Here is a 19,390-nt window from a genome sequence, read left to right as displayed (position 1 = left end):
GCCGGACCGAGCGAAACGAACCCGCCCAGCGACATCGCCCACCCAGGAGGAAACCCGTGAACCGCATCGCGGCCCGCATCGCGTCCGGCACCATCACCGCACTCCTGGTCGTGGGCGGTGCCGGAGTCGCCCAGGCCGACGGCACCGGCGCGGACGAGGTCAGGCCGCCGGCGAGCGCCACGCAGACCGCGGTGCCCGAGCACGAGGCCGCCCCCGTCTCCCCGCTGACCAACGACTGGGGATGACCGGACCGAGGTGACGGCGGCCGCTCCGACCGGGGCGGCCCCCGCCCTCCGGACCGGCCGGCGCCTGCGGACCGCGTCCCCCGGCAGGTCTTCCCGCACTTCCCGTTCCACTCTCCACCCCTCCACCCCTCGTACGCCGGGCATCCCCATGCCCGAAACCACCTCGAAGGAGCACACCATGTCGAAGAACCTCAAGCGCGCCGCCCTCACCGTCGTCGGCGCCGTCGCCGCCTCGGCCCTGCTGCTGCCCGCCACGGCCCAGGCCGCCACGCCGGCCGCCGAGGCCCGGGTCGCCACCCAGCAGGTGGGCACCATGGACTCCGGCTGGAAGCTCGACATCGCCATCGACGCCATGGGCTACATCGGCCCGATCATCGGGAACGTCCTGAACGACATCCGCATGGAGAAGGACCGCCCCGGCTTCGTCCACCGGCAGCTGGACGACACCATGGCGGCGTACTCGGGCTACAACGTGATGGTCATCAACGACAAGCTCGACTACTCCATGGACCTGCACGGCGTGGTCGCCAACGCCCGCGTCACCCAGGGCAGCGCCACCTACCGGGTGCTCGCCTTCCAGTCGGGCACGATCGTCAACCGCGGCGACGGCGGCTGGAGCAACTGGGGCTTCGGCGGCTGGTTCACCCGCAACGGCGGCACGGTGGTCTTCACCAGCTGAGTCCGACCGCACCGTCCGACCTCCTGTATCCCACTCGGGCTTCGCCACTCACGCAGATGGGCCGGTCTCCTCACGGAAACCGGCCCATGCCGCGTCCACCCAGGGCCGCAGGGCCCACGATCCGCAGGAGACAAGACCGTGGAGAACCAGGTCCGACTCACCGGGCCGCCCGAAGCCGCCCCCGAACTGGCGTGCCTGCGCGTCATCGCCCAGCTCCCGCCCCGCTGGTCCGTCCGGATCCTGGAATGCGGAACCGGATACGCGGTCCTCGGCCTGCGCGCGGACGCCTCGGCCGAGGAGGTCACGGCGGAGATCGACGAGGCGATCACCGCGCTTCCCCTACGGGGCTGGAAGCGGAGCTGACCTGCGGACGCATCAGCTGAACTGGACGGTCACCGTCTGGTCGTTCCAGCTGCCGAGCTGGGGCTCCCAGCCCACGAGCAGCCTGTTCCCGTTCCGGTCCCGCAGCCCCATCTGACAGCCGCCCTCCATGTTCTGCACGGAAGAGACGGTCCAGCGGTACTTCTCGGGCAGCGGGAACTGGTAGTCGGGGATGTCTTCCTTGTCGCTGTTGCAGGATTCCCCGCGGAACTCGATGCGCGACCCGGAGTAATTGTTGTCCACATAGGCGATTCCGAGGGTCTTCGTGCCGTGCCCCATGGTGAGCAGATCGTACCCGGGTGCCGTCGCCGCACTGGCCGGCGCGGCGACACCGACCGACAACGTGACAGCGGCGAGAACGCCCAGAACCTTCTTGTCCATCATGCAGAACCACCCTCGCGTAACCGAGCTCGACTGACGGCGAAAGCTATCCGGTCGACTCACCCACCAGACAGCCCACTCCCCCCGGAATGGCTTATTCCGCCCAGCCCCCGCTCCATCATGACCGAATTCCACGCCACGCCAATAAAACGTTAGCGAGACGTTAGCAACACCGGTCAGAATGAAGGCTTTCACTCAATTGAATTTCCGGCCCGAAATTCGGGACCACCACGGCCGCGCATGGGATGTCCACTCGGACGGCCCCGCCCCGGCGGAACGGAAAGCCCCGGGGGCCGGTCCGACACCACGGTCACCCGCAGCACAACACGGGCATCACTGACCACACCGGACTTCGCACCGGAAACCCCAGGTCAGAACCCCTGCGACAGGCACACCATGCCCGTCAGCGGCATCAGGGGCGACCGCCCCGATCCCCATCCGCTAGGCTGTCACCGGTCAGTCGGCCCACGCCTTCGTAGCTCAGGGGATAGAGCACCGCTCTCCTAAAGCGGGTGTCGCAGGTTCGAATCCTGCCGGGGGCACAGTGTCTGAACAGCGCGTTCACCTCTCTCGGGTGGACGCGCTGTTCGTCATGGCCGTGGCATTGGCCATCAGCATGGCGAACACCAACCTCAAGCCCGTTCGGCGAGTCCGCGTCCAACGGGTCCGGGGTTCAAGGGCGGCACCGGCCGATGGCCCTGTTCGGCCGCGGTGGTGGTGTCTCCGCTGCTGGCGGTCGCAGCCCGTGGCCTGCTGCGACCGAACACGCAGCGGGCGTCTCCGCTTGATCGCGCGTCCGCTGCGGGATACCGGAGGGCCTTCTTCACGTCCATCTCGACGCAGACCCGGTTCACGCAACGCGGGCGGTCGATCCCGCGTCTGGCAGGGAGAACAGCCAGGAACCACCCCCCTGAACGGAGCGCTCGGTGCTCATAGGACTCCTGACCGCCGTCGCGGCATCGATCTGTTACGGCACGGGCTCCGTCCTCCAGGCCGTCGGCTCCCGCAAGTCGGCCCGCCGCGAGGCGGCCGCCGCCGGGCACACCACCGGACAGGTCACCGCGCATGGCGGCCCCAGTCTCTCCTCCACTGCCCAGGCCGCGATGACCTGGGAATTCATCGTCGGCACGGTCCTGGACTTCGTCGGCTTCGGGCTGGGCGCGCTCGCCGCCCGCCTGCTGCCGCTGTTCCTCTCCCAGACGGTCATCAGCGCCAACCTCGTCATCACGGCCGTCCTGAGCGTCAAGCTGCTCGGCATCCGGCTGACCCGGGCGGAGTGGGCCTCGATCGCGGTCGTCTGCTCGGCGCTGGTGCTGCTCGCGAGCGCGGCGGGCTCTGAGGGCAGCGGGCACACGCCGATCACCACCCACTGGTGGCTCCTCACGATCTCACTGCTGCTGATGGCAGGCGGCACGGTCCTGGTCCGGCTGCTCGGCGCCCAGGCCGCGATCCTGGCCGGCCTGCTCTCCGGTCTCGGCTTCGGCGCGCTCGGCGTGGGCGTGCGGGTGCTGAACGGGGTCGATCCGTTCGACCTGGGCACGCTGCTCGCCGACCCGGCCCTGTACGCCATTCTCGTCGCCGGAATCGGCGGCATGTATCTGCACACCGTCGCGCTGCAGATCGGCTCGGTGAACGGGGCGACGGCGGCGCTGGTGGTCGGCGAGACCGTACTGCCCGGCATGATCGGCGTCTGGTGGCTGGGGGACGCCTCACGCCCCGGCTTCGCCTGGCTGGCGGTGACCGGCTTCGTCCTGGCGGTCTCGGGCGCGGTCGCGGTGGCCTGGTTCGGCGCGCCGGAGAACCCCGGGAAGGACGTCCCGGCCCCCACCGACATCCCCGCCCAGAACCCGGCGCTCACCCAGAACCGAGCCCAGTAGCGTCGGGGACCGGCGCGTGGCCGCCGCTTTCCGTCCAGTCCCCGCCGCCTCACACCGTACGTGCGGTTCTCCCGCATACGGCTTTCCGGCATCGTTCACCGGCTGGCATGCCTGTCGCCCTGCGCACGGCGTTGTCACGTTGTCGAGTGCGAGGCATAGGGCGAAGACCGTATTCGAGCGACTTGTCGGACAAGCAATGGGCGTTGATCGAGCCGATAATCACGGTCGGAAACAGGACCGTGTGGGGGTAAGCGACGGGAAACCCCGGGACCTGTGATCTCCGGGAGGTCGTGAGCGCGATCTCTACCAGAACGGACGGGCTGTCAGTGGCGCTCTCTGCGCGACCCCAGGGAGGGCTCTTGCTCGGCCTCGGACTCCTCGTCCGAGGCCGTTTGCGTGAGCGGGCGGAGCGTGAAGTGGCTGCCGAGGATGGCGACAGCCGAGGCACCCATCGGCAACACACAAGACATGCATGCTTGAAGTATGGCAACTCGGAAGATCACCATCACCGTGCCGGAAGAGCTGGTGGAATCGATCAAGGAGCGCGTCGACGCGCGCGGGGTGTCCAGTTACATCGCGGCCGCCGCAGCTCATCAGGACGCCATGGACCGACTGCGCGAGCTGGCTGAACGAAGCAGGGGACCCTCGCGAAACGTCGAGGCAGGCATTGTGGAACTGGACGCTGTCCCGTATCCGCGTCCTGCACACGGATGACCAGGTGATCACCATGGCGCGCGACATGCTGAAGGCGGCTGGTCTGCATGGCCTCAAGTACGCCGTCGACGCCATTCTGGCGGCTGTGGCAGGTCGGGAAGCCGCGCAGGGAGCTGAGGCAACCGTCTTCACGTCGGACACCGACGACATGACTCAACTCCTCGCGGGACGCCCCGTGCGGGTCGAGAAGGTCTGACGAAACGCCGCTGGCGCCTCACTCCGACGACTCACCCGCTCCCCCGACTGACCGCCGGCCGTACGCCGATGGGACCCCCCGTCCAGCGGACGGGAGGGCTCCTGTGCTTGCGGAACGGAGCGACACGATCCGCCGACAGCCGTGAGCCACCGCCGCAGGGCGGGCCGGCCGAGGCCGGGCGGGGCACCCCGTCCGCGTCGGACAGGACGCCCCGCGAACCCCGGGTCAGGCAGGCCACCCCGCGGGCGGAGCCTCCGCCGTGGCCGTCTCCAGCAGCCGTTCGGCCTCCTCCGCCGTGGCGGCGGGCGGCACGACCAGCAGGTCCCAGCGGCCCTGTCCGGGGGTGAGCAGGCAGACGGTGTCCTCGGCCCGTGATGTCCCCCTCCGGCGCAGGCGCGCCCGCTGGTCCTCGACGGGCACGCCGTCACCGGACAGCGACCACCTCGCCCCGTTCACGCGAACGCTGGTGACGTGTCCCCAGCGCAGCGGCAACGCGGCGAGCAGCCCGGGGAGTTCGGCGGTCAGGTCGTACGACCGCGGCCACCAGGCTCCGTCGATGCGCCGGACGGCGTCGCCCCGGCCGGGCCGCGCGCCCAGCCTCAGCCGGGCGGCGGGCTGGTGGGACGAGGGGGTGGTGGTCATGGGGACTCCTGAGGTGAGGGAGGCCGGGGGTCCGCCACGGCCGGGGATCCGGCGGACGCCGGCCGGACCGTCGGCGTCGCGCGGGGCGCGGTCTCACCCGGATGGGTCCGGTCGGCCTGTGGCCTGCTGGCCTCCAGCCAGGAGTGGAACGGGCCGACGGCCCGCGCGGGGTCGAGCGTGAGGTGCAGACGCGTCCCGGTACCCGACGGGAATGCCGGGTAGCTGCGCTGCTCGCCCCCGGCGAACAGCAGCCGGAGCGCGTCGGCGACCTGCCGGGCCGCTTCCGCGTCCCGGGAGACGATGCGGACCTCGACCCTGCCTTCGGCCGGCGGACCGTCCGAAGCATCCTGGGTCGCGGGCGCATGCGGTGGTGGCGCGGATTCGGTGGTCATCGGGCGGAACCTGTCCCGGGCGGCGGCAGACGCGGCCCGTGTTGTCGCGCGGCCCCCGACTGCTGTGCCGCGCGCCGAGGACGAGACCAGCCCGGTCACCGGAGTACGAAGGACCCTCGACTCTGCCCACCGTACTCCCGGCGTCCTCGGGGCGGCCGTTTCCCACCGCGGGCGACGTACCGTGGAACCACCGAGGGCATCACGCGTTCCGGCCGCCATGCCGGGGTCGTCCCCGGCGAAGGACGGACTTCCGGGCCGCGCCAGTGGCCGGCACGGAGACGGGTCGGCACCATGTCCGCCGCACTCGCAGCGGCTGCACACGAACTCCTTCCGGCCGCGACCGCGGTGCGGACGGGCCCGGTCGCGCGCCCCTGCCGAGGGGAGGGGTGATGGCTCTCTCCGGGCTGGACATCCACCGGCGGAACAGGGGGGAGCAGACCCTCGTCACGCTCGCCGGGAACATCGGACCGGCCACGACACCGCTGCTGCGGGCCGCGCTGGAGCAGTGCCTGCTGGACGGCGTCACCGTGATCGACATCGACCTGACCACGGTCGGCTCCTGCGACGCCGGGGGGTCTGGACGTCCTCCTTTCGGCTTCGCGGCGGGCCGGCCGGGTGCACGCCTGTCTGCGGCTGCACCATCCGTGCGCGCAGATCACCCGCCTCCTGGCCGCCGACGCGTCCTCTCCACTCCTCGCGGCTCCTGCTCACCGGCCGGATCAGCCGGTCGTCAAGGACGGGATCCGTCTTCGCCGGCTGACCCGCCGGCAGGCCGAGGGGATGCGTGCGGACATCGTGGGCCTGGCCGCGGCGTCCGTCGCCGGCACCTCCGGCGAGACGTACCGGGCCCGTGGGCACTTCCTGCGGCGCCTGGCGGTCAGTGCCCGCCACCCCGGCTTCGCGGTGCTGGCCGCGGAGACGACCGCGCTGGTCGGCTGCGCCTTCGGCTTTCCGCTGGGTCCGGGCGGCTTCGGCGGCCGGGGGTTCGAGAGAACACTCCAGGAGAGCGTGCAACGGCTCACCGCCCATCCCCGGTGCGTCCTCCTCACCCAGGTCGTGGCCCGTCCGCACCCCCAGAACCGCGAGATCGCCCGACGTCTGCAACGGCGTCTCCTCGCCGACCTGCGCTCTCCTGTCGGAGTCGCCCTCCTGCACCCTGGCGACGAGGCGGGACAAGCCGCCTTCGCGTCCTGGGGCTGGCAGAACATGGGCGAGATCATCGGGCTGCCGGGCGCCGTGGCTCCCTGTGTGCTGGTCCTGCGCGGCGAAGGGCCGGTCCCGGCACACCGGCGGCCTGGACGCCGGTGACCCGGCGGAGGGCGACGGACCCGGGGCCGGGCCGGGCGGTGGGTGAGGGCGACAGCCGCGCGCTTCTCGGCGCAGCCGGGAGTAGCCTGGCGGGTACCGAGAGCTTTGCGGACGCACCAGCACGACGGCGTCGTTCCCGGCGAGTGACAGACGCGGGCAGCCGCAGGCCGCCCGGGACGGGATCGCACGATGGACGCCCTCACCAAGCCCCCCGCCGGAGGCGAGGGAAGCACGGCACTGGATGACACGCACACGTACCGGATGCCGCTGCCCCGGCTGCGGCTCACACCGGATGCCAGCCACGGCCCGCTGGACGGTGCGTGGTGGCCGCGCTGCGACGCGCTGGAACTGGAACTTCCCGCGCTGGTCGGCTGCCTGGACCCGGGCGTCGGCACCGTCACCCGGGCCACCGTGGGGACCGCCGTCTGGCCGGACGCCCCGCGGAGGGTGACGGCTTCGGGCCATGTGATCGAGGTGGACCTGACGGACGACGCCGCCGGTACCCACGCCATCACCGTGGACTGCGGCACCGTCGGGCGCTGGGAACTGCTCGTGGTGCCCCCGGACGAGCCGTCCGCGGCGGCCTCCCTGCTGCTGACCGCCGCCGCCGACCCCGGCAACCCCTGGCCGGCCGCGCGCCTGCTGGAACTCGCCGAGAGCGGCGCCGACGGACAGTCCGCGTGGGAGTCGGAGGGAGGAGCCGGACCCAGGTGAGCCGCCCGGTCCGGCCGGGCCCGGCGTGGCCGGCCGGCCCTGGCTCGCATGATCCCCTGATGATGGAGCGATGACAGCGACAGCCGTTCTTCGTCGTCCCGGGCCGCCTCCCGCGCGGAGCGGTTCCCGGCGGGTGAGGGGATGACGGCAGGACGACGGGCGGACCGCTCCGAGAGCTTCGGGGAAGCCCTTCTCGGAGTGATCCTCGACGGCGCGCACGAGTTGCCGCCGCATCTCATCGGTCCTCTGGTCGCCGACGTGGTGGAGCGGCTCGGCGGCCGCCGTCCGCAGGTGCTGTTGCAGGACTACGGCCAACTGCTGCTGGTGCCGCTGCCCGGTGACGGTCTCACCGGCGGGGAGCCGCAGCTGATCGACGGCTCCGAGGCGGGCCGCTGTTTCCTCGACGCGCGCCCGGTCGAGGTGGCCGGGAGCGACGGCGTACGGATCCATCTGCCGTTGCTGGACGGCGGCGACCAGGTCGGGGTCATGACGGTGACGCTGGACGGCGTCGACGACCAGGACCGCCGCATCCTGCGCAGGACGGCCGGCCTGGTCGCCGACCTGCTGGTGACCAAGCACGGCTACTCGGACCTCTTCTTCGGGGTACGACGCGGTGAACCGATGAGCGTCGCCGCGGAGATCCAGTGGGCCCTGCTGCCGCCCCTGGCGATGATCATGCCGCGGGTCGCCGTGGCGGGCATCCTCGAACCCGCCTATGACGTGGCGGGTGACAGCTTCGACTACGCCCTCAACGGGGACGTCCTGCACGTGGCCATGATCGACGCGATGGGGCACGGCCTGGACGCGGCCACGATGGCCACTGTGGCGATCGGCGCCTACCGCCACGCCCGCCGCGCCGGCACCGGGCTGCCGGAGATCTACGCCTTCATGGACCGGGCGCTGGCCGAGCAGTTCGGCTCGGAGCACTTCGTGACCGCGCAGATGCTGCAACTGGACACCGCGACAGGTCATCTCCAGTGGGTCAACGCCGGGCATCCGTCACCGATGCTCGTCCGCGACCACCGCGTCGCACTCCGGCTGACCGGTCCCACGACCCTCCCCGCCGGTCTCGGCGGCCCGGAGCCGCAGGTGAGCGAGATGACGCTGGAACGGGGCGACCGCCTGCTGTGCTTCACCGACGGCCTGGTCGAGGAGCACTCGACGGGTGCGGAGCAGTTCGGGGAGGAGCGGCTGATCGGCTGGGTGAACCAGTTGGAAAGAAGCGGCCGCGGGGTCCGGGCGGTGGCACGTTCCCTGTCCCACACGCTCAAGCGGGCACGCGGCGGACACACCACGGACGACGCGACGCTGTTCTTCGTGGAGTGGCGCGGCTGACCTCACCGTCGCCGGCCGAAGCCCGCCGGCCAGCCCGGCGACGTCCTCTGACGTCGCCGCCCCGGTGATCAGGGCGGTGCCGTCAGCCGCCGGGAAGGCATCGCCCCGACGGCCGGGGCCTCAGGCCCCGTGCGCCTCCCGGCGTTCGTGTTCCGAGGCGCTCGGGACACGGCTCCGGGGCAGCGGCGGGGCCTGGCCATGCGTCACCTCCGTGAGGAAGGCGTCGATACGGTGGGCGACGGACGCGCTGGTCGCGTCGAGCCAGGCGTCGAGGACATCGTCCCGCACAGGGGACCTGTGTTCCCGGGACCTGTCGATGTGCAGCAGGATGAGCCGCAGAACGTCGAGGTCGTCGAAGTACGAGGTATGGACCAGCGGCTTTCCCTCGATGCCGTCCACTCCCGTCTTCGCCGCGCTGTACACGCCCCGGCCGTCCAGTGCCGTACGGGCCAGGGCGTGGCGCAGGACGGGGCCGATGGCTCCGGCGTAGAGCGCGGAACGTTCTTCGAGTCGTTGTGCGGTCTTCTCCGGGAGGCCGGGCGGCAGGCCGTCCAGCGGCAGGGGCCACGCGGAGGCGTAGGCCAGCACGGTGCCGGGGATGTCGCAGCCCTGCGCACTTCTGATCAGCAGCCGGGAGACGGCGGCGGACACGCGAGGCGCGATCCACCGGTTGAACATCAGGTAGCCGGGTGTGAGGATCCGCTGCGGGGAGAAGGCCGACGCTTCCGGGATCAGATGCACGGCGCTGACCGGGAGTCCGATCCGCAGCGGCACATGCAGGGCGGAGAGACCGGACACCCCGCCTGCCGTCGCCGCGCGCGGCGTCCCGCGCAGATGACGGGGGGCCGAGAGCCAGGTGTAGTCGTGCACGGCCGGTTCCGCGAGGCACCGCAGGCCGGTGATGGCCTCGTCCGTGGGCGCCCACAGCCCCAGCCACCGGCCGCCGAACCGCTCGATCGCCAGCCGGGCTCCGTACTGGCGGCTGAGCAGCGCGGAGCGCAGACTCCACTGGGCGTTGAACCGGCCGACGGAGAAGTACACGATCAGCGCGGTGAGCGTGCCGGCGGTCCGGTACACCAGGTGATCGCCCGAGAGGACCGCCGACGGGACGAGATAGAGAATTCCGAGGACGGTGATGAACGCGGCGATGAAGGAGACGAATCTCAGCAGGTAGAGAACGCTGAAAAGCGGAAATCCCTCTTCCTTCCGCTTGCTCAGGGAGAGCGTGGGGCTGGGCCATCCGTCGGTCAGCATCCCGGTCCGGGGCAGGTAGTGCAGGAAGGGGGTACCCACGGTTGTCCAGCTCTTCAGGCGGCGCAGCGGGAAGGCCCCGCCGACGGCGCACCACCAGTCGAAGCTGCGGTGATAGCTCTTCGACCCGGAACGGCGGCGCCGCCGGAATCCCAATTTCCGCAGCTCCCACTGCAATTCGAGGGAAACTGATCTGTCGTCCATGGAGATCGCGCTGGAGATCAGCGCCTCCCAGATGATCGACCCGCCGTGGCTGTGTCCGACGAGGTGGTATCCACGCCCCTGACGTTCGAGGCTCATCATGAGGGCCAGCAGACGGGTACTCGCTTTGAGCCTCTCCACCTGGCTGTTCGTCCCGCTCCAGTGGAACAGCCTGACGTCGCCCTCGGGGAGGCTGACCCCGTCGGGCAGATGGGCCCGCAGCCATGTCCAGGTCACGCTGCCGCGCTGCCACCACCGATGGCCCTCGTCGCTTCCGTTCTTGTCCCCGGCGAAGGTCCCGTGAACAAGGATGACGAGATCGTCCGTAGCCATGACGGCACGATAGGGGCCCGCACATGTCCTGCCGGATCCGCGGCGCCCTGCCGCCTCCGCTCACGGCTCACGATGCCTCGTCAGACCACTCGTAATCCATTTGAGTGAATACGGGATCCGAGACTGACGGGGAGTCGGCCGGGCGCCGGTAGTCGATGAGGGTGTTCAGGCACGACTCGTCCGACAGGCTCCCCGCGGGCGACGCAAGGACACGCGCCGGGGCGTGAGCGTCGGCGTCGTACGCCGTGCAGGGGGACGGCGCGACCGGCCGGCGTGGTGTCGACCGCACCGCGACCACCGGTCCGGGCACGTCGGCCGCGCCGGTGCCCCGGAGGCGCCGACGCGGTGCGGCTTCCGGTACGGCAGTAGCCTCGCGGAGCCCCCGGAGGGTTGAATGATCAACATGGCCTCGCATCCTTACGACCCCGTCCAGCAACTCCAGACCAGCGCGCTCACCTTGCTCTTCGGTCTGTTGCTCATCAGTGCCGGGCGGATGCTGCGGAAGAACGGCCGGCTGCCGTGGCCCCTGGATCTCGGGCAGAAGGTCTCGGGCTCGCTGACGCCCAGGGAAGGCAGGAGCGCGGGGGTCGTCAGGCTCGGTACCGGACTGGTCGTCGCGGGAGGATTCTTCCTTTTCGGCACGGTGTGCCTGGTGAGTGGCGCGATGGGGCTCACCGGGCCCCGGTGACGCGGCGGGACGTCCGGGGTGTCCGGAGCGGCCGGCTCCCGTCTCAGCGGCCCACCCCCGCCTCCCGCTCCACCCGCCGGAGTTTCTCCGGGTTGCGGATGTTGTAGACGGCGGTGATGCGGCCGTCGGTGAGGTGGAGGGAGAGGACCGCTTCGATCTCGTCGTCGCGGCGGACGAGCAGGGCCGGGGCCGCGTTGATGTGCAGGGGCTCGGCCGACCGGCCGGCGAGGTGGGTGGACCAGCCGGTGGTCAGGAGGCGGAGCAGGTTGTCGATGCCCACCACGGGGTACGGCAGGGCCTGCCGGATTCCGCCGCCGTCGCTCAGGAGGACGACGTCCGGGGCGAGGACGTCGACCAGGCTCTGCAAGTCGCCCGTCGTGATGGCGCGTTGGAAGGCGCGCAGGGCTCGCTGCGCCTCGTCCGGGGACGGGGTGGCGCGGGGGCGGCGGGCGGTGACGTGGGAGCGGGCGCGGTGGGCGATCTGGCGGACCGCGGCGGGGGTCTTGCCGACGGCTTTCGCGATCTCGTCGTAGTCGAGGGCGAACACCTCGCGCAGCACGAAGACCGCACGTTCGGCCGGGCCCAGCGTCTCCAGGACCAGCAGCATCGCCATCGAGACGCTGTCGGCCAGCTCGATGTCGTCGGCCACGTCGGGTGCGGTCAGCAGCGGCTCGGGGAGCCAGGGGCCGACGTAGGACTCCTTGCGCCGCTGGAGGGTGCGCAGCCGTTTCAGGGCCTGGCGGGTGACGATGCGCACCAGGTAGGAGCGGTGCTCGCGGACGGCGCCGAGGTCCACCGCCGACCAGCGCAGCCAGGTCTCCTGGAGGACGTCCTCGGCGTCGGCCGCCGAGCCGAGCATCTCGTAGGCGACCGTGAAGAGCAGGTTGCGGTGGGTGACGTAGGCGTCGGTGGCGGGGTCCGGGGCGGCGGCCGGCCGCTCCGGGTGGCGCCTCGGGTCCGGTCTCGGCTGTCGTGCCGGGCTCGTCATGGCTCGTTCCCCCTCCGGCCGGTGTTCCGGCGGCTGGTCGCGGGTGTGCTCCTGCCCGCATACGATCCCGGGCCGGCGCTCCGCGTGACGCGGACTGGCGGTGATGCACGTCACAGCCGCCCCGCTGTCACAGCAGGGGTGCGGGCGGGATCTCTTGCCCGTCAGGACGCCGCGCCGATCCCCCGGGGCGGCGCCCCAGCCTCACCCCACGAAGGGACGGACCACCCATGTCCGCATCTCCTACGGCCTCTTCGCCGTCCACGGCCTCACGTGAGCGCCGGTCGCGCATGCCCGACCCGCTGCCGCTCGTGCCGGAGCTGGCCGGGATCGCCGCCGAGCTGAACAAGACGCTGCGGGACGGGCCGGTTCCGCAGACCACCGTCCATCTGCTGCACCTGCGCGCCGGACAGCTCGTCGGCAGTACGTACTTCACCGTCGGGCAGACCGGCGCCCTCCGTGCGGCCGGGGAGTCCGAGGAGCGCATCACCTCCGTGGCGACCTGGCGGGACGCCACCTGCTTCACCGACGCCGAGCGGATCGCGCTGGAGCTGGTGGAGGCCGTGCACACGCCGAACCCGTCCGGGGAGCGCGTCCCCGACGAGCTGTACGCCAGGGCGGCGGCCCTCTACGACCACCGGGCGCTGTGGATGCTCGTCATGGCCATCGCCCAGATCGGCTTCTTCACCCCGGCCGCGCTCATCGCCAAGCCGATCCCCGGCATGCCGCCCGGCCGGAACTACAGCGAGTAGCACGAGCGCCGGGGCGCGGGCCCGTCCCGCACCCCGGCGTCACGTCCACAGCAGGTCCACCACGGCGCGGAGCCTCGCACGCCAGGTGAGGCTCCGTAGCGCCGCCATACGGGAAGGGAGCGGATCCGGGTTCGGGTGCAGCCATGCGTACCGGCGGCTCGTGCCCGCGATGTCCCCGCTGCACGCGGCGGCCGCCAGGCCGGTCAGCGGCACGCCGAGTGCCGTCAGGAGCGCCGGCAGTATGCCGCCCTCCGCACCGACCACGACCTCACCGAGGAACAGCGCCCCGGCGACGACGCCCGCCAGGAGCCCGCGGGGCCACGTGCGGGAGGTCAGCCGGGCGGGCGTGAACGCCAGCACCGTGCCGAGCACCAGCCCCAGCACCGCGCCCACCGCCAGGCTGCCGCCTACGAGGGCCGCTTCGAAGAAGAGGGCCGCGGACGCCTGTCGCCAGGATCCCCGTACGGCCACCACCGCCACGCCCGCTGTCGCCACGGTGACCCAGCAGAGCGCGCACACCCCGCCGACGGCCAGCCCGAACCGCAGGCCCCGCCTCGTCACCGCCCCGCGCCGTGAGGCGGGGACGACGCGGAGTTCAGGGGTCTCGTACGGGCTGCCGCTCATGGTCGTGCAAGTGTTCAGCAATCGGCGGGCGCCGGACAAGCGGTTCCCTGCGGGCGGGCGCCCGGCCCCGGCATCCTCTTTCGCCGCGCCGCGCGCCGCGCCTCACAGGGCGCGCGGTGTGCGGTGGGCGGTCAGGGCCCAGATCACCCAGGCGTCCAGGCCGATGGAGATCAGGGCCCACAGGGGCTGGTAGGGCAGCCAGAGGAAGTTGGCGATGAGGCTGAGGCAGGCCATGAAGACGCCGAGGACGCGGGCCCAGAGGGCGTCGGTGAGGAGGCCGAGGCCGGTGATCACGGCGATCAGGCCGACGACGACCAGGACCCAGCCCCAGGCCGTCAGGTTGAAGCGGTAGACGTAGTCGCCGATGCGCGTGTAGATGGTGTCGGACGCGATGGACGAGATGCCTTTGAGGATGTCCAGCAGGCCGCCCACCAGCAGCACCACCCCGGCGAAGACCGTCCCGCCGGCCACCCACGCGCTCGGCCGGCCCTCCCCGGCGCCTCCGCCGGGGCTGCCACCGGTGCCTCCCCCTGCGGTGCCCGCCGTCCCTGCCGGGCCCGCGGGGGATCCGGGGGCGGCGGTGCGGTCCTGGGGGCGGTGGTGTCCCGGCTCACGGCCAGGAGTCGCCGGCTGCTCCGTCATGGTGTCGCCCTCCTGCGGTCGGATGCGTCCACCGTGGGCGGCGGCGGGACGCTCCACCAGCGGGGGACCGCCAGGCGGGTGAACGGCAGGAGCCGCGCCCGTGCGGTGCGCGGCCGGACCCGGCCGCCTACTCGACCTCGATGCCGTGGTCCTCGACCAGCTGGACCAGGCCGCCCGGGTAGCCCTTGCCGCCGAGGACGAAGTCCCAGTCGCCGCTGGCGCGGCGGCGGAAGGAGCCCAGGACGAGGGCGGTCTCGCCGGGGCGGCCGTCGGAGACGTCCAGGACGCCCAGCTCGGTCAGGGCCGGGTCCAGGAGCCGGATGCGGGCGTCGGTGAAACCGGTGAGGTCGGCGTGCGGGTCGGCCTCCGGGTCGACGGCGGCGACCAGGACGAGCCGGTCGGAGCGGGCCGGGAGGGCGTCGAAGGAGACCCTGATGGCCGCCTTGTCCGGGGGTGTGGCGGCGAGCGCGCCGACGGAGCCGTCGGGGGTGAACGGGTTGTTGTAGAAGACGAAGTGGTCGTCGTCGAGGACGCGGTTGCCGGTGCAGACCAGGGCGCACACGTCCAGGGCGACGTCGCCGGACCAGGACATGCCCAGGACGTTGTAGTCGTCGTGGTCGCCGGTGGGCGTGGCGGGGGCTCCGGGCGCGGGCGCGGCGGGTGGCCGGGACGCCGGGGCCGGGTTCCCGCGGGGGTCGCCGAGCCTGCCGCGCAGGCCGTGCCGGTGCAGCAGGTCGACGAGTTCGGTGCCGGAGACCAGTTCCAGCGGCTTGCCGCCCGCGAAGGTGTGCGAGCCGGGGCCGAACTTCGACGTGGTCACCAGGACGCCCTTGTTGGCGCCGGTGTCCTGGACGGTGCCGTACAGGTCGCGCACGGCCGTGGGCGGCACGGTGTTGCGGTACCGCTTCACCTGGACGACGATCTTGCCGCCGCGTATCGGCGCGGGGTCCAGCGCGTCGACGTCCACGCCGCCGTCGCCCGAGCGCTGGGTCGTCACGGCCTGCATGCCCATGGCGCGGAACAACTCGGCGACCAGGGACTCGAATGCGAGCGGGTCCATCGTGTAGAGGTCGGGTTCGTCGTCGCCGTCGCCGCCGTGGGTGACGACCCGGTCGCCGATGTCCTCCGGCCGTCTGCCCGGCCGTACGGCGGTGAGCTGGTCGGGCCGGGAGGTCAGCTGGCCCCGGAGCGCGTCGGTCAGACAGCTGACCGGGTCCACCTGGGCCAGGTGCAGCCCGCCGAACACCGGCCGCGGGGCCATGACGGTGGCGAGCGGGATGTGGCCCTGGCGTCCGGTGGCCGGGTCGTGGGCGTCCACGAAGCCGTTCAGCGCCACCGACTCCAGTGCGCCGAACTCGCTGTCCGCCGCGAAGAGTTCGTGCAGCACCAGCAGCATGCACTGGGCGACGATCTCCCGGTACAGCGTCCGGCACTGGGTCGCGGGCCGGGCGGTCTCCTTGTCCTCGTCGCTCGCGGCGACGTAGCGGACGGACCTGACCGCGGGGACGATGTCGTAGCCGGGCAGCTCCCAGTCCAGTACGAGCTGGCCCGCCGGTGCGTCGTACGCCGCCGAGAGCTGCCGGGGGAAGCCCTCGGGCCAGGCCGTGGAGGCGTAGAGCGCGGCGGAGAAGTACTCGACCACGGAGCGCGGGTCGCGCCGCCGCACCCCCTGGGTCACCTCGGTGATCCCGGCGTTGTGACGGCGCACCTCGGACAGCTGGGCGGCGGCCCACTGATCGTACTCGCGCCGGTACGCCTCCAGTTGCTCCACCCGGCGGGCCTCGGCGGCCTGGGCCGCGTACCAGTCCTGCTCGAAGCGGGCGCGGGCGTCGGCCTCGGCCTGGGCGCGGCGGCCCGCCGTCCAGCCGCCCTGCGCCTGGTACTGGTGGGGCTGGGGCATGGTGACGGGCTGGGCGAGCTGTCCCGGGGCGAAGGGCCGCACGTCCTCGGCGCGCAGCAGCGAGGCGGCCGTGAAGGCGGGGGCGAGGCAGCCCTCGGCGAGCAGGCCCTGCAACGCGGCGACCTGCGCGTCCAGTTCGTCGGTGCGCCGCCGGGCCTCCGCCTGCCGGTACTGGCGGTGGTCCTGGGCCGCCCGCCGCTGGTACGCCTGCGCCTGCCGGGCCTGGTCCCTGCGGCGCCGGTCGTCGGCCTCGCGCTGGCGCTGCTGCTGCCGCTGCGCCTCGGCCCAGACCCCGACCAAACCCGTAGAGCGACGACTCATGCTCGAAGGCCCCCTCCCCAGGACACCGCGCGCGGCCAGGCACCACCGGTCACCCCCGCGACCGGCTCATCAGGCGACTCTATCCCGCGGGGCCGGGCGGCGACCCACCCCTGTATATCCGGGTTCGTGCGAGCGGGCCGCAAGAGGGCACACCTGGAAGGGAGTCGGCGGTCACGGTGCCGGGGCCGGGCGGGGGCGGCCGCCCGCCTGCGCCGGGGCGCGCCGGGCGGCCGCCGCCAGGGCCAGGGTCACCGCGGCGGACGCCGCCGCCATGGCCGTCATCGCGACCGCCGGTGAGGTGAACTGGGCCACCGAGCCCGCCAGCGCAGCGCTGACGCCCTGGAGGGTCAGCATGCCCGCCGAGTGCAGTCCGAGGGCGTGGCCGCTGAGCGCGGCCGGGGTCAGGGCCATCAGCCGTTCCTGCTGGACCAGGTTGGCGGCGAAACCGACGGAGGCGAGCGCGGCCAGGGCGGCGGCCAGCGGCAGCGGCGGGCGCAGCGCGAAGAGCAGATAGGGCGCGGACAGGAGCAGCAGCAGCGGTGTGGCCGCGCGGCGGCGCACGGCGGGCGGCAGCAGCCGGCCGACCGTGGCGTCCCCGGCCAGCATGCCCAGCGCCGCGCAGGCGAAGAGCGGCCCGGCCGCGTCGGGGGCGTAGGAGACGTACAGCGACTCGCAGCCGACGACGAGGCCGTTGGGCAGCCACAGGCCCAGGTAGGTCAGGCGGCGCGGGCGGTCGGACCACAGCAGGGCGTTGGTGCGCCAGGTCGCCGCGACGGACGGGCGGCCGGTGGCGCGGGGCGGGCGCCGGCTCAGGCCGAGGCGGACGACGAGGCACGCGACGGCGTAGAGGACGGCGGCCAGCAGCAGCGAGAAGCGCGGGGACAGCACGGCGACCAGGGCGCCGCCCACCGCGTACCCGACGATCTGGAGGAGGCCGCCCATCATGTTGAACAGCGAACGCCCGAGCAGATAGCCGGTGTCGCCGCCGCTCCGCAGGATCTCGTTCAGCAGGCCCCAGCGGACCCCGCCGCCCAGCGAGGCGACCAGCCCCTGGACGAGGACGACGGCGAAGAGCGCGCCGAGCGGCAGTCCGGGCAGCGCGAGCACGGCCGTGGTGGCGGCGAAGACGAGCGTCACACCGGTCAGGGCCGAGCGCGGGGCCAGCCGGTCGGAGCCGGAGAGCAGCAGCGTCGCACCCAGCACCTGGGCGAGCGAGGGGCCGAACATGCTGACCGCCGACAGCAGCGGGGACCCGGTGGCCCGGTACACGAGGGTGCCCAGGGCCAGTCCGCTCATCGTCTGGGCGGCGGTCTGGGCCGCGGTGGACAGGAAGAGCGGGGTGAACTCCGGGGTGCGGAACAGGTCCTGGTAGTTGCGCATGCGCCGGAGTCTGGGGCGGTGCGGCGGCGGCCGGTATTGTTTCGCGCGGGTGCGAAACGTCTCGGGGAGGGTGGGCGGCTCCGTGGGCTGGTGGCAGGTCAACGCCGACACGCTCGCCGGGAGCCGGTTCCTCATCTCACCGCTGGCCGAGACGTTCGCGAGCCTGATCCTGCTGCACAAGGGCGCGGCCGGGCACACGGGTGGGCATCCGGGCGAGCGGGACTGGCTGCGCGTCCACCTGCCCGGCTACCGCGCGCTGCTGGCCGGGGACCCGGTCACCGCCGCGCTGGTACGGGCCGGTCTCGGCCGGGAGTGGATCGCCGACTTCCTCACGCCCACGCCCCGCGACGGGGAGTCCTTCGCCGAGGAGGTGGCGCGGGTGCGGGCCACCTGCCCGGCCGCCGCCCGCGCGCACCTGCGGACCGCGCTCGCCGGGCCCGTACCGGAGCTGCTGGAGCGGGACGACCTGCCCGAGCGGGCGGCGCGGCTGCTGGAGTACGTCTGGACGGAGACCGTACGGCCCGCCTGGGAACGGCGGCGGCGGATCCTCCAGGCCGACGTGGCGGCCCGGACCGCGCAGGCCGGCCGGGGCGGCTGGGCGGCGGTGCTGGACGGGCTGCGGCCGGGGACGCGGTGGCTGGGCGGGAGCCGCTTCCAGGTCAATCTGCACGAGTATCCGCCGCGGGAGATCTCCGGCGCCCAGCTCCTCTTCGTGCCCGTCACCCCGTACTGCGGCTGGGTGTCCTGGGAGGAGTCCGGACTGCGGTACGCCGTCGTCTACCCCTGCACGGGTGTGCTGGCCGGTTCGGACGAGCGGCGGACGGCCGTGCCCGCCGCCCTCGGCGCGCTGCTGGGCGCCTCCCGGGCGCAGGTGCTCGTCCTACTCGGCTCGCCGCTGAGCACGACCCAGCTGACCGCCGTGACCGGGCAGGCGCTGGGCTCCGTCGGCCGCCATCTGCGGGTGCTGCTGGACGCCGGGCTGGCCCAGCGCCACCGGGCGGGCCGGTCGGTGCTGTACACGCGCACGGCGGCGGGCCAGGTGCTCGTGGAGGCGGCTTCGGGGAGGACCGGGGCGGGCGCGGGGACGTGACGACGGGCGGGCGGGTGGCCCGGCGGGAACGGCGGGGCCCGTAGCCCGCAGGGGCGGGCGGGGCCCGTAGCCGGTGGAAGAGGCGGGAGGCGAGGGGTGGGACCGCCGCGGGATCGGGGCGGTCCCGGTCGGGCCGCCGCCGGGAGGGGCGGGGCCGTCCGCCTGAACGTACTGGGCCGCCGGGCGGGACGGGCCGGGAACGGGCCGGGCCAGCGCGCCACCGGGCCGGGAGCCGGACTCCGGACCTGGCGGGCCGGGACCCGGACCGGACCCCGGGACGTGGTGGGCCGGGGCCGGGGCCGGAAAGGTGTGGTGGGGCGGGGCCGGGCGGGCCGGGTTCCGGGGGCAGGGCCTAGCAT

21 protein-coding genes and 1 tRNA gene are annotated in these 19,390 nt (G+C 72.9%); 13 read left to right on the top strand and 9 right to left on the bottom strand.

Annotated elements, in window-relative coordinates:
• The first annotated feature begins 56 nt into the window (after positions 1–56).
• The 3 genes from R4Z62_RS19535 (at position 57) to R4Z62_RS19525 (ending at position 1,287) form a co-directional block, all read left to right on the top strand.
• Positions 57–245 carry a hypothetical protein gene (locus R4Z62_RS19535; RefSeq protein WP_385503739.1) on the top strand — a complete coding sequence of 63 codons (189 nt, stop codon included), beginning with the start codon at positions 57–59 and terminating at the stop codon, positions 243–245.
• 178 nt (positions 246–423) lie between these two features.
• On the top strand, positions 424–924 hold the full coding sequence (locus tag R4Z62_RS19530; protein WP_064533683.1) for a hypothetical protein: 501 nt from the start codon (positions 424–426) through the stop codon (positions 922–924).
• Between the two features lie 138 nt (positions 925–1,062).
• Positions 1,063–1,287, top strand: coding sequence for a hypothetical protein (locus tag R4Z62_RS19525; protein WP_064533684.1), 225 nt, complete (start codon positions 1,063–1,065; stop codon positions 1,285–1,287).
• A 12-nt stretch (positions 1,288–1,299) separates the two neighbouring features.
• Here the strand turns inward: R4Z62_RS19525 and R4Z62_RS19520 are convergent, their stop codons facing one another.
• The gene (locus tag R4Z62_RS19520) at positions 1,300–1,689 is read right to left on the bottom strand and encodes a hypothetical protein (RefSeq protein ID WP_355482817.1); all 390 of its coding nucleotides are present in this window, start codon (positions 1,687–1,689) and stop codon (positions 1,300–1,302) included.
• Between the two features lie 466 nt (positions 1,690–2,155).
• Here R4Z62_RS19520 and R4Z62_RS19515 point away from each other — a divergent pair.
• From R4Z62_RS19515 to R4Z62_RS19500, 4 genes are all read left to right on the top strand, one after another.
• Positions 2,156–2,228: transfer RNA gene (locus R4Z62_RS19515), tRNA-Arg, on the top strand.
• Positions 2,229–2,612: 384 nt separating this feature from the next.
• The gene (locus tag R4Z62_RS19510) at positions 2,613–3,563 is read left to right on the top strand and encodes a hypothetical protein (RefSeq protein ID WP_491520467.1); all 951 of its coding nucleotides are present in this window, start codon (positions 2,613–2,615) and stop codon (positions 3,561–3,563) included.
• 483 nt (positions 3,564–4,046) lie between these two features.
• Complete coding sequence (locus R4Z62_RS19505) at positions 4,047–4,277, top strand: hypothetical protein (RefSeq protein WP_389596490.1); 231 nt, start codon at positions 4,047–4,049, stop codon at positions 4,275–4,277.
• 4 nt (positions 4,278–4,281) lie between these two features.
• On the top strand, positions 4,282–4,473 hold the full coding sequence (locus R4Z62_RS19500) for a hypothetical protein (protein ID WP_491520466.1): 192 nt from the start codon (positions 4,282–4,284) through the stop codon (positions 4,471–4,473).
• Between the two features lie 225 nt (positions 4,474–4,698).
• Here the strand turns inward: R4Z62_RS19500 and R4Z62_RS19495 are convergent, their stop codons facing one another.
• Complete coding sequence (locus R4Z62_RS19495; protein ID WP_491520465.1) at positions 4,699–5,115, bottom strand: DUF5994 family protein; 417 nt, start codon at positions 5,113–5,115, stop codon at positions 4,699–4,701.
• A complete protein-coding gene (locus R4Z62_RS19490) occupies positions 5,112–5,507 on the bottom strand; it encodes a hypothetical protein (RefSeq protein WP_355482810.1) in 396 nt (131 codons plus the stop codon). The genes R4Z62_RS19495 and R4Z62_RS19490 overlap by 4 nt, the downstream gene beginning before the upstream one ends.
• Positions 5,508–6,287: 780 nt before the next feature.
• Between R4Z62_RS19490 and R4Z62_RS19485 the strand changes: the two genes are divergently transcribed.
• From R4Z62_RS19485 to R4Z62_RS19475, 3 genes are all read left to right on the top strand, one after another.
• Positions 6,288–6,815 carry a hypothetical protein gene (locus R4Z62_RS19485; protein WP_491520464.1) on the top strand — a complete coding sequence of 176 codons (528 nt, stop codon included), beginning with the start codon at positions 6,288–6,290 and terminating at the stop codon, positions 6,813–6,815.
• A 189-nt stretch (positions 6,816–7,004) separates the two neighbouring features.
• Entirely contained in the window at positions 7,005–7,529 is a 525-nt protein-coding gene (locus tag R4Z62_RS19480) for a DUF5994 family protein (RefSeq protein WP_491520463.1), read from the top strand.
• A 141-nt stretch (positions 7,530–7,670) separates the two neighbouring features.
• A complete protein-coding gene (locus R4Z62_RS19475) occupies positions 7,671–8,864 on the top strand; it encodes a PP2C family protein-serine/threonine phosphatase (protein WP_491520462.1) in 1,194 nt (397 codons plus the stop codon).
• Between the two features lie 120 nt (positions 8,865–8,984).
• Here the strand turns inward: R4Z62_RS19475 and R4Z62_RS19470 are convergent, their stop codons facing one another.
• Entirely contained in the window at positions 8,985–10,649 is a 1,665-nt protein-coding gene (locus R4Z62_RS19470; RefSeq protein WP_491520461.1) for a hypothetical protein, read from the bottom strand.
• Between the two features lie 403 nt (positions 10,650–11,052).
• Here R4Z62_RS19470 and R4Z62_RS19465 point away from each other — a divergent pair, with 403 nt between their 5' ends.
• Positions 11,053–11,337, top strand: a complete 285-nt coding sequence (locus tag R4Z62_RS19465; RefSeq protein WP_491520460.1) for a hypothetical protein — start codon at positions 11,053–11,055, stop codon at positions 11,335–11,337.
• A 43-nt stretch (positions 11,338–11,380) separates the two neighbouring features.
• On the opposite strand, the gene R4Z62_RS19460 is transcribed toward R4Z62_RS19465, so the two are convergent.
• Positions 11,381–12,325: an RNA polymerase sigma-70 factor gene (locus R4Z62_RS19460; RefSeq protein WP_491520459.1), complete on the bottom strand. Its 945-nt coding sequence runs from the start codon at positions 12,323–12,325 to the stop codon at positions 11,381–11,383.
• A gap of 287 nt (positions 12,326–12,612) precedes the next feature.
• Here R4Z62_RS19460 and R4Z62_RS19455 point away from each other — a divergent pair, with 287 nt between their 5' ends.
• Complete coding sequence (locus R4Z62_RS19455; protein ID WP_107440631.1) at positions 12,613–13,074, top strand: carboxymuconolactone decarboxylase family protein; 462 nt, start codon at positions 12,613–12,615, stop codon at positions 13,072–13,074.
• A gap of 39 nt (positions 13,075–13,113) precedes the next feature.
• Here R4Z62_RS19455 and R4Z62_RS19450 read toward each other — a convergent pair whose 3' ends face one another.
• The 4 genes from R4Z62_RS19450 to R4Z62_RS19435 all read right to left on the bottom strand — a co-directional run bounded on the left by R4Z62_RS19450 (position 13,114) and on the right by R4Z62_RS19435 (position 17,941).
• Positions 13,114–13,698 (bottom strand): hypothetical protein, encoded by a 585-nt coding sequence (locus R4Z62_RS19450; protein ID WP_491520458.1) that lies wholly within the window; start codon positions 13,696–13,698, stop codon positions 13,114–13,116.
• Positions 13,699–13,800: 102 nt separating this feature from the next.
• Entirely contained in the window at positions 13,801–14,340 is a 540-nt protein-coding gene (locus tag R4Z62_RS19445; protein WP_491520457.1) for a DUF7144 family membrane protein, read from the bottom strand.
• Positions 14,341–14,467: 127 nt separating this feature from the next.
• Positions 14,468–16,561: a restriction endonuclease gene (locus R4Z62_RS19440; protein WP_491520456.1), complete on the bottom strand. Its 2,094-nt coding sequence runs from the start codon at positions 16,559–16,561 to the stop codon at positions 14,468–14,470.
• 171 nt (positions 16,562–16,732) lie between these two features.
• Positions 16,733–17,941: an MFS transporter gene (locus tag R4Z62_RS19435; RefSeq protein WP_491520455.1), complete on the bottom strand. Its 1,209-nt coding sequence runs from the start codon at positions 17,939–17,941 to the stop codon at positions 16,733–16,735.
• Between the two features lie 82 nt (positions 17,942–18,023).
• Here R4Z62_RS19435 and R4Z62_RS19430 point away from each other — a divergent pair, with 82 nt between their 5' ends.
• Complete coding sequence (locus R4Z62_RS19430) at positions 18,024–19,031, top strand: ArsR/SmtB family transcription factor (protein ID WP_491520454.1); 1,008 nt, start codon at positions 18,024–18,026, stop codon at positions 19,029–19,031.
• Positions 19,032–19,390 lie beyond the last annotated feature (359 nt).

It is taken from the genome of Streptomyces sp. PL-25 (assembly GCF_058344915.1).
Note: the sequence above shows the minus strand (reverse complement) of the source record. Positions and strands in the feature narration are given on the sequence as shown.

Coding starts and splice junctions, on each gene's coding strand:
- R4Z62_RS19530 (WP_064533683.1), top strand. CDS start 424: ATGTCGAAGAACCTCAAGCGCGCCGCCCTCACCGTCGTCGGCGCCGTC.
- R4Z62_RS19520 (WP_355482817.1), bottom strand. CDS start 1,689: ATGATGGACAAGAAGGTTCTGGGCGTTCTCGCCGCTGTCACGTTGTCG.
- R4Z62_RS19505 (WP_389596490.1), top strand. CDS start 4,047: ATGGCAACTCGGAAGATCACCATCACCGTGCCGGAAGAGCTGGTGGAA.
- R4Z62_RS19495 (WP_491520465.1), bottom strand. CDS start 5,115: ATGACCACCACCCCCTCGTCCCACCAGCCCGCCGCCCGGCTGAGGCTG.
- R4Z62_RS19490 (WP_355482810.1), bottom strand. CDS start 5,507: ATGACCACCGAATCCGCGCCACCACCGCATGCGCCCGCGACCCAGGAT.
- R4Z62_RS19485 (WP_491520464.1), top strand. CDS start 6,288: ATGCGTGCGGACATCGTGGGCCTGGCCGCGGCGTCCGTCGCCGGCACC.
- R4Z62_RS19480 (WP_491520463.1), top strand. CDS start 7,005: ATGGACGCCCTCACCAAGCCCCCCGCCGGAGGCGAGGGAAGCACGGCA.
- R4Z62_RS19475 (WP_491520462.1), top strand. CDS start 7,671: ATGACGGCAGGACGACGGGCGGACCGCTCCGAGAGCTTCGGGGAAGCC.
- R4Z62_RS19470 (WP_491520461.1), bottom strand. CDS start 10,649: ATGGCTACGGACGATCTCGTCATCCTTGTTCACGGGACCTTCGCCGGG.
- R4Z62_RS19465 (WP_491520460.1), top strand. CDS start 11,053: ATGGCCTCGCATCCTTACGACCCCGTCCAGCAACTCCAGACCAGCGCG.
- R4Z62_RS19460 (WP_491520459.1), bottom strand. CDS start 12,325: ATGACGAGCCCGGCACGACAGCCGAGACCGGACCCGAGGCGCCACCCG.
- R4Z62_RS19455 (WP_107440631.1), top strand. CDS start 12,613: ATGCCCGACCCGCTGCCGCTCGTGCCGGAGCTGGCCGGGATCGCCGCC.
- R4Z62_RS19450 (WP_491520458.1), bottom strand. CDS start 13,698: ATGAGCGGCAGCCCGTACGAGACCCCTGAACTCCGCGTCGTCCCCGCC.
- R4Z62_RS19445 (WP_491520457.1), bottom strand. CDS start 14,340: ATGACGGAGCAGCCGGCGACTCCTGGCCGTGAGCCGGGACACCACCGC.
- R4Z62_RS19440 (WP_491520456.1), bottom strand. CDS start 16,561: ATGAGTCGTCGCTCTACGGGTTTGGTCGGGGTCTGGGCCGAGGCGCAG.
- R4Z62_RS19435 (WP_491520455.1), bottom strand. CDS start 17,941: ATGCGCAACTACCAGGACCTGTTCCGCACCCCGGAGTTCACCCCGCTC.